General features: G+C 49.4%; 9 protein-coding genes and 1 pseudogene. 4 read left to right on the top strand and 6 right to left on the bottom strand.

Annotation, left to right across the window (positions count from 1 at the left end; translation table 11 throughout):
• Nucleotides 1-60 precede the first annotated feature (60 nt).
• Complete coding sequence (locus tag FMS18_RS16175) at nt 61-753, top strand: response regulator (RefSeq protein WP_163295717.1); 693 nt, start codon at nt 61-63, stop codon at nt 751-753.
• Nucleotides 754-760: 7 nt separating this feature from the next.
• Nucleotides 761-1,612 (top strand): DMT family transporter, encoded by an 852-nt coding sequence (locus FMS18_RS16180; protein ID WP_163295718.1) that lies wholly within the window; start codon nt 761-763, stop codon nt 1,610-1,612.
• Nucleotides 1,613-1,630: 18 nt separating this feature from the next.
• Here FMS18_RS16180 and FMS18_RS16185 read toward each other — a convergent pair whose 3' ends face one another.
• Both FMS18_RS16185 and argS read right to left on the bottom strand, forming a co-directional pair.
• Complete coding sequence (locus tag FMS18_RS16185) at nt 1,631-2,356, bottom strand: SPOR domain-containing protein (RefSeq protein ID WP_163295719.1); 726 nt, start codon at nt 2,354-2,356, stop codon at nt 1,631-1,633.
• A 21-nt stretch (nt 2,357-2,377) separates the two neighbouring features.
• Nucleotides 2,378-4,021 carry an arginine--tRNA ligase gene (argS, locus tag FMS18_RS16190; RefSeq protein ID WP_163295720.1) on the bottom strand — a complete coding sequence of 548 codons (1,644 nt, stop codon included), beginning with the start codon at nt 4,019-4,021 and terminating at the stop codon, nt 2,378-2,380.
• Between the two features lie 236 nt (nt 4,022-4,257).
• Between argS and FMS18_RS16195 the strand changes: the two genes are divergently transcribed.
• Nucleotides 4,258-5,136, top strand: a complete 879-nt coding sequence (locus FMS18_RS16195; RefSeq protein ID WP_239061069.1) for a YitT family protein — start codon at nt 4,258-4,260, stop codon at nt 5,134-5,136.
• A 2-nt stretch (nt 5,137-5,138) separates the two neighbouring features.
• Complete coding sequence (locus tag FMS18_RS16200; RefSeq protein ID WP_163295722.1) at nt 5,139-5,930, top strand: S-adenosyl-l-methionine hydroxide adenosyltransferase family protein; 792 nt, start codon at nt 5,139-5,141, stop codon at nt 5,928-5,930.
• Between the two features lie 7 nt (nt 5,931-5,937).
• Here FMS18_RS16200 and FMS18_RS16205 read toward each other — a convergent pair whose 3' ends face one another.
• The 4 genes and pseudogenes from FMS18_RS16205 to FMS18_RS16220 all read right to left on the bottom strand — a co-directional run.
• Complete coding sequence (locus FMS18_RS16205) at nt 5,938-6,237, bottom strand: hypothetical protein (protein WP_163295723.1); 300 nt, start codon at nt 6,235-6,237, stop codon at nt 5,938-5,940.
• Between the two features lie 82 nt (nt 6,238-6,319).
• A pseudogene (locus FMS18_RS16210) lies at nt 6,320-7,441 on the bottom strand (RHS repeat-associated core domain-containing protein); the annotation flags it as partial.
• Nucleotides 7,442-7,510: 69 nt separating this feature from the next.
• Nucleotides 7,511-7,921 carry a hypothetical protein gene (locus tag FMS18_RS16215; RefSeq protein ID WP_163295724.1) on the bottom strand — a complete coding sequence of 137 codons (411 nt, stop codon included), beginning with the start codon at nt 7,919-7,921 and terminating at the stop codon, nt 7,511-7,513.
• Nucleotides 7,922-7,927: 6 nt separating this feature from the next.
• On the bottom strand, nt 7,928-8,343 hold a 416-nt coding region (locus FMS18_RS16220), incomplete at its 5' end, for a hypothetical protein (RefSeq protein WP_163295725.1).

Consider the following 8,343-nt stretch of genomic DNA (forward strand, 5'->3'; position numbering starts at 1 on the left):
ACGGTTCCGCCTTAATCCGTACCAATGTTACAGGTAAGGTCCGTCCAAAAGGAGAACATTGTGTCAGTTGAGAAAATACTGGTCGTAGAAGACCATAATGATACTATCGAGTTGCTTAAGTACAACCTGACCTCTTCCGGTTACGAGGTTGTAACTGCCATGGACGGTCACAAGGCTCTGGATCAGGCCGGAAAAGAGAATCCTGACTTGATTTTGCTGGATCTCATGCTGCCCGGTATTGACGGGCTTGAGGTCTGCCGCAGGTTGAAGCAGGAAGTCGCCACCCAGCATATCCCGGTGGTCATGCTCACCGCCAAGGGTGAGGAAGTGGACCGGGTTGTGGGGCTTGAGCTTGGTGTGGACGATTATATCGTTAAACCGTTCAGCCCTCGTGAACTGGTCCTGCGGGTCAAGGCAGTACTGCGCCGCAGTAGTGAAGTGCCTGAACCGCGCCGTCCCGGAAAATGGAACAGGGAAGGGCTTTCCGTGGATTTTGAAGCCCATACTGTGGAATGCGACGGTGATCTCGTGGCCCTGACCGCCACTGAGTTCAAGCTCTTTTCCGAGCTGTTGCAGCATGAAGGCAAGGTGCGTACCCGTGACCACCTGCTTGATACTGTTTGGGATACCCATTTTGAAGGATATTCCAGAACCGTGGATACTCATATCCGCAGACTGCGTCAGAAACTGGGGCCTTACGCCGATTATATCGAAACCGTGCGCGGTGTCGGTTACCGTTTCAAACATTCTTAGGTCCGGTTTGAACGATAAATCCAAGGCCGTCCTGTTGATGGCCGCCACGGCCTTGATCTGGAGTTCCGGGGGACTGGCGATCAAGCTGGTGGACTGGAATCCCATGGCGATCACCGGGGTGCGCAGCGTGCTGGCGGCATTGACCTTGGCTGTTCTTTTTCGGGGCCGTCTGAAATTTGGATTTTCACTGGTGCAATTGGGAGCGGCTGTGGGCTATGCCGGGTTGCTGATTACCAATGTTGTTGCCACCAAGCTGACCACTTCAGCCAATGCAATTCTTTTAGCCTACACCGCCCCGGTTTATGTGGCCCTTCTGGCCCCGTGGTTTCTCAAAGAGAAAACAAGCCGCAGTGATTGGATATTCATCGCAGTCACCGTGGGCGGCATGGTCTTATTTTTTCTAGATAAGCTTTCGCCAAGCGGACTCTGGGGCAACATTATTGCCGTTGGTACCGGAGTTTCCTACGCCGTATTTACCCTCTGCATGCGGGCCCAGAAATCAACTTCCCCGGTGGAATCCGTAATCATGGGCCATGTGCTGACCGCCCTCTGCGGCCTGCCCTTCATGTTCAGCACCATGCCCTCAGCTGAAAGTTGGATGGGTTTAATCTATCTCGGCATTTTTCAGCAGGGTATTTCATTAGCTTTGTATGCATGGGCCATCAAACGGCTGGGCGCGCTGGAAGCTATCCTGATCATGACCCTAGAGCCGATCTTTAATCCTATCCTTGTCGCTGTCGGCTACGGTGAGATTCCCGGTAAATGGGCAATTGTCGGCGGGCTGGTGGTGATAGGTTCGGTTACGGTGCGTGGGGTGTTGCCGTTTATGAAGAAGACAAAAAATTACCCCGGAAGTTAAAACTTCCGGGGTTTCTATTTAAATCGCTTTCTTGCTTTTCAAGAGCGGCTTCTTGATGCCGAACTTGGCGAGCATTTTTTTCATTTTTTTGGTAGAATCTGCTGTTCCGGTATGGCGGACAAAGACCCGGTACCATGTGCGGGTTCCGCTTTTTCCGGGTTCAACGTAGGAATCGAGTCCGTTGACAATAAGCTTGTCCGCAAAGGACTGCGCCCTTGCGTCATCGCCGAATGATGCGGCCTGATACACATAGTTGTATTTGGGCGCATCCACTTCTTCCGGGTTATCGATTTCCACCGGAGGTTCCGGCTCGGCCTGCTTAACTTCAGCAACTTTTTTCGCAACTTTTACCGCGGGTTTTTCTGCTTTTGCGGGGTCGGCTTTCTTTGCCGCAGTGGCTTTCTTTTCAGCTTTGGCAGCAATTTCCTTTTTCGGCTCTTCCGGTTTTACAGCAGGTTCGGGCTTTTTCTTGAGCTGGTCGATATAGTCCAGCTCTTCAGGCTTGAGCACGCCGCCTTTAACCTCACCGGAAGCATTGCTCTGGCTGGGCAGCATCATGGCGATTTCGGGCATATCCTTTTCAGGCTGATACCCTCGGCCCAGCAGTATTCCCAGCACAAAGAAGGCGCACAGGGCTGCAACAGCCCCGGCACACAGCCCGATGACTTCGGGCATGGTGAAGGTAAAGGTGAATGTCTTTTCCTGACCGGGAGCGGCCTTCTTCTTTTTTCTGGGTGCAGCCATGGTTGAAACTCCGGTTTGTTATTACATGCTTTCAGGAGCGGAAACGCCAAGCAGGCTCAGGCCGTTGGCAAGGGTTCTTGCAACAGCCTGCAACAGAACCAGTCTTGCGGCGATCACATCTTCCTCAGCGGAAAGGATGTGGTGCATGGAGTAGAATCTGTGCAGCGCACTGGCAAGGTCGCGCAGGTAGTAGCTGATCACGTGCGGGCTCATGTTCTTGCCTGCGTTTTCAGCAACATCGGCGAACTGATCCATGAGTTTCATGAGGTTCAGTTCTTCCGCGTTGGCCAGGGCGGAAAGGGGGGCCGCGTCCATGGCGGGAACTTTGATGCCCTGATCCGCTGCCTTGCGCATTACGGAGCAGATACGCGCGTGGGCGTACTGTACGTAGTAGACCGGGTTGTCCATGGTCTTTTGCTTGACCAGCTCAAGGTCGAAGTCGAGATGGCTGTCGCTCTTGCGTGAGAGGAACATGAAGCGGGATGCGTCGCGGCCCACTTCGTTCACCACGTCTTCAAGGGTTTCAAATTTACCGGCACGGGTGGACATGGCGATCTGTTCACCGCCGCGCAGCAGGTTGACCAGCTGTACGAGGATTACATCAAGCTGTCCTTTTTTGCCGAGGGCTTCCACAGCAGCCTGCATGCGGGGAACATAACCGTGGTGGTCTGCACCCCAGATGTCGACTACAATGTCGAAGCCGCGTTTGTATTTGTCATCGTGGTAGGCGATGTCGGAAGCGAAATAGGTCAGGTCTCCGTTGGACTTGCGCAGTACGCGGTCCTTGTCGTCACCCAGTTCGGTGGATTTGAACCAGAGCGCGCCGTCTTTTTCGTAAGCCATGCCGCGTTTTTTTAGGTCGGCAAAGGTTTCTTCAACCTTACCTACGGAAACGAGGCTCTTTTCGGAGAACCATACATCATGGCGTACATCAAAGGCAGCGAGGTCTTTCTTGATACCTTCAAGAATTTCATCTTTACCGTACTCGCGGCAGATGGCGATGGCCTCGTCTTCACTCATGTCGAGAATACCGGGATTGCGTTCCAGTACTTCAGCGGCGAGATCTTTGATGTATTCACCTTTGTAGAAATCTTCGGGTTGGGCAATGTCGCGGCCCTGAGACTGCTGCAAGCGGACCCAGATAGAGGTGCCGAGAATGAGCATCTGGCGGCCGGCATCGTTGACGTAGTATTCTGCTTCAACATCATAGCCGGTAAACTCAAGGATGCGCACGAGGCAGTCGCCGAGGGCGGCACCGCGACCGTGACCGATATGCAGCGGTCCGGTGGGGTTGGCGGAAACGTATTCCACCTGAATCTTGGTGCCTTTGCCGATTTCACTGCGGCCGTACTCTTCGCCTTTAGTCAGAACTTCGGGAACGAGATCCTGCCAGAAGGAATTGGAAAAAGTGAAGTTGAGAAAGCCCGGTCCGGCGATATCAACTTTTTCAACGTATTTATCTCCAGCCAGCTCGGACTGGATAGTCTCCGCAATGGCGCGGGGATTCATTCTGGCCTGCTTGGAGAGCATCATGGCGATGTTTGCGGACATGTCGCCGAATTTTTTGTCTTTGGGAGGCTCGATAACGGCCTTTTCCGGCCATTCCCAGCCCTTGGCTTCGAGAATGGAACCGAGAACGTTTTCAAGGTGTTGTTTAGCTTTCATGGTGGATCAAAAATCTCCTTAATAAATTATGATGGCAGACCTGCCGGGTCCGGCGGACTGTTTATCTGTTATGTAGGCATGCTTCGCTTATCATCTTTCGGTGCGGCTTCCAAGTGCTGTGTTGGCTCTAAAAAAATCTTAAGCGTTGTGCTTAACTGAGTTTGTGAAAAAACGAATCTATATTGCCTTTTTCTCTAATACAGCAAAATATGGCTGCATACAAAGGAGAATATAAATTGGATACTGAATTTGATGCAGTAATCAACCGTTTTCAGAAAATGAGTTACACCATTCCATGGAACCTTTTTCTGCTTACTTTCGGTGGATTCATTGCTGCCATAGCCATAAAAGCAATAATAATTCCGAACTCTTTTCTGCCCAGCGGGATTTCCGGCCTGGGGCTGCTGTTCTATTATATTTTCCCACAGCTCAGTTCCGGGCTATGGATTTTCCTGCTTAATATCCCGGTATTCCTGATCGGCTGGTTTTTTATTAGCAAAAAATTCTTTTTCTATAGTTTTTACGGCCTGATCTCGCTTAGTTTTTTTATCGAACTTGTACCTTGGGCAATTCCGTTTTCCGATAAATGGCTGGCAGTGCTTGCCGGGGGAGTTGTGCTGGGCATAGGCTCCGGGATTTCTCTGCGCTCACTAGGTTGCAGCGGTGGGATCGGGATTCTGCTGGTGCTGGCCCGCGAAAAGCTGGGCATCAAGCCCGGGCAGTTTTCCATGGGATTCAATGTCGTTGTGCTGGGAGTAGGTACATTCTGGCTCAATCTCGATGATGTTCTTTATTCACTGGCAATGATATACGTAGCTTCAGCCGCCATTGACGGGGTGCAGCGTCTGTTCAACCAGCGTAAACTGGTCCTTGTCATCACCACTTTTCCTGAAGATGTTGCCGGGGCGATTATGGCCAAGATGGGCAGGGGGACCACCTTGCTTAATGCCAAGGGCGGCTACACAGGCAAAGAAAAAACTGTGATCATGACTGTTGTGGATTCTTTCAGGATCAAGCGTCTTGAGTCCACTGTATTCACCATTGACCCGGCGGCTTTTGTCATAATCGAATCAACCTTCAGCGTTCTCGGAAAAGGTTTTTCCGTGCCGAGGTAGATATGAGCAGAACTATCGCGCTTTTAACTGATTTCGGACTGGATGATCCATACGTAGGGCAGATGAAAGGGGTGCTGGCTGCTCAGGCCCCGGATTCCCGCATCATAGATGTCAGCCACGGTGTGGAGCCGTTCTGCATTTCGCAGGGGGCGTTTTTCCTTTCCGCTGCTATGGACCATTTTCCAAAGGATACGGTTTTCATCACCGTGATCGATCCCGGCGTGGGCAGTGCGCGCAGGATCATCGCTGCCGAGTTCGGGGAGCAGATTGTGCTTGCTCCCGATAACGGGGTGCTTGAACTTGCGGAGACCCGTTTTCCCGGAACCATGATTGTTACTGATTTAAGCGAGACCGCAGCCAAGATTCACAGTTCCGCCACTTTTCATGGCCGCGATATTTTTGCACCCCTTGCCGCGTCCATCGCAAGCGGAACTTCCCTTGAGTCCCTGGGACCCAAACTACCGTTGCGCGAGATGGTGCGTACCGGAATCAATAAGCCTCTCTGGCTGGAAGACGGCGTTAAAGCCACCATCCTGCACAAGGACCGTTTCGGTAATCTGGTGCTCAATATCCCCGACACCCAGTCCCTGCCGGAACGTATGTGCATCCCCAAAGAGCAGCTTCTTTCGGGCAATGATGCCAGCTGTGTAAAGCGGGTTTGCTGTTATTCCGAACTTGAGGCCGGAGCCACCGGGCTGCTGGCCGGAAGCCAAGGCTACTACGAACTGGCTTTGAATCGCGGCGCAGCATCAGAAATGTTAGGGCTTGAGCCGGGGGCTTTGGCTTATATTTAATTTAGTTTTATGGTGCGAAACTGTTATTGCTCCAACAGAAAAAGATGAAAGATAAAAACAGCTCAGGTAGACTTGTCACTATCCCCGCAAAAAGAACCAATACCCAATATTTTTTTGTTTTTGCTTTAGTATTTAAAAACATTAAGAGTAAAGCCAGATAAGGAACTATAGGGGCCAATAAAACAATCAATCCATTGGAAGTTGCAAAGAAAAGGTATCCAAAGAAAATCCAACTTGGAAGTACATAAATCCACATCAGGGCTATTATTGTCTCATTTCTTTTAATCGATTTATCATGGTGAACCACGATATTGCTCCTTTTCTGTATAATTCAGCATTCTTCTTATCTGCGTTTTTAGGAGGATTTTTCCATTTACTGGAGTCAGGACCTAATTTTTAAGATCATTTACCAATTCTTCATCAGCCTTTTGAATTAATTCTTTTTGTGTTTTATTAACGTCCCCAAGAATATCCATATTTTTAGCCCTTTCGTAAGCAAGGTCATGTGCTTTGTATGCTTCATCCAAGCTATCTACAGGCTCAGCGGAGCCAACCTTGCCTCCATCGACACTTCCACTGTAGTTTCCTCCTCCCCAATTTCCATATTTTGGACCGTCTTTTAAAGATCGTCCTTGTCCTCCCCATTCAAGCGGCGAAGAATTCATTTTTTTCACCTGGTCATTTGGATCAACATTAAAAACAGAGTCGGTTATATCGTCATATTCTTTCGTAGTAAGCATACCTTTCTTGGCTTTGCTCTGCTGCTTTGCATTAGCAGTTTTTGCCAATAATCCGGTCCTATGGTTCCTACGCTCCATATCCCCACGGGCCCTGCGCTCCAATGTCGCTTTCTCTTTAGCCATTTGGGCTTTCGCCATTGTTTCAGCCAGCGGTTCTTCTTTCCGGGCCTTTTGCGCTTCGGGTTTGCCCGATAAAGTATTTATACCCGTACCGACTTGGGTTGGGGCTTGCTTGTTCGGTTTGGCCTGCTTGTTGGGGTCAACAGTATCTGTCAGGGGGCTGGCAGGATTGTTTTTTAATTCGATGGCACCAATGCTAACCATTTGCCGCATTTTATCATTGCGCTTTTGGGCATCAGCAATTGTGCGGTCCCTTCTCTCCTTTGTTTCAGCTAATTTTGCCTGTTCAGCTTGAAACTCCTTTTGGGCTATTTCCGCAGCCCTTTTTTCCATTTCTCGGGCTTGTTGTACACTTGATTTGGCTGAAGAATTATTGCTTTGGTCATTGTTCTTGCCAATGGTTCTATTCCCATTAAATCCAAGTGTTGAATGGGCTCTTGTGCTGCTGTCCCCTGATCCAAATGCGCCAATGGTGCCATTGCTAAACAACTCTTTCCTATCCACAAAGTTAATCGGATCATCCAGACAATAACCATACACATCAACATCCCCGCCAGCATATCCGAGCGGGTCAGGCGAAATGAATCTGCCGATTACAGGATCGTACTCGCGGTAGCCGAAGTGGATCAGCCCGGTGTTGCAGTTATAAAGACTTCCGGCGAATAGTTTTTATACTCAATTACTATAAAACAGCCCCCGGACCGGAGTCCGGGGGCATTGTTAATCTTCTTCCGGTGGAGTGAATTCTTCGGGAGTATTTTTTAGCTCTGGGTGTCGTTCGTAAAATCCTTCAAGAAGTTCAAGTGGACAATGACAGTTCTGACATTGTGAATCATTGGGAATTTCTTGGGGTGAATAAACTGTCTGACATTTAGGGCAGATCATTATTTTTTCTTCATAAGGATCTTGTTCAGCACGAAACCCTAAAATAGCGAATGCTGCTGCGGCAGCAAGTTCTATCCATCCTACAAATCCCGGAACACGAAAACCTTTGTATGTCCCTCCATCACCCAAAATTATTGTTAGTAATCCAAGAACGGCGAAAAGTATTGCTAGTGAATTAGCATCATTTTTACTTACATTCTCTCTTTTAAATTTTTTGTTATTTTTTTCGTCCTGTACTATTCGCATTGCTTCTTATTTAGTTTTTTGGCCCCATTTGGGATCATGTTTTTTGTTAAAGTTATCAGCCTGTTCTCTAACTTTTTTGGCCGCAGCTATTCGGGATGCCGTTTTGCTTACTGAAGGGGGCATTTCATCAAACAAGCTGGTCGCACCGTCAGTCACTTTATCGAGATCAAGTTTATGCTTTGTCCCTATCTCGCTTGTCCTTATATTTATATCAGTCTTTCTTCCTGTATCCCGTACCAAACCCTTAGTGCGCTTTGCCGCCTTCCCAAGCTTTTCAAGCCCCCTACTTACATGAGGTGCAGCCCTTCTGGCAGTTGCGGCTCCCACGGTTGCAAGCTCCCCGCCTGCAAGTATACCACCTGCAATGACTCCGGGTAATGCTGCCGCTGCCAGTGTTGTTCCATAAATCCTTGGATCACTAG

Origin of the sequence: Desulfovibrio sp. JC022, from assembly GCF_010470665.1 — a bacterium.
Classification (GTDB): Bacteria; Desulfobacterota; Desulfovibrionia; order Desulfovibrionales; family Desulfovibrionaceae; genus Maridesulfovibrio.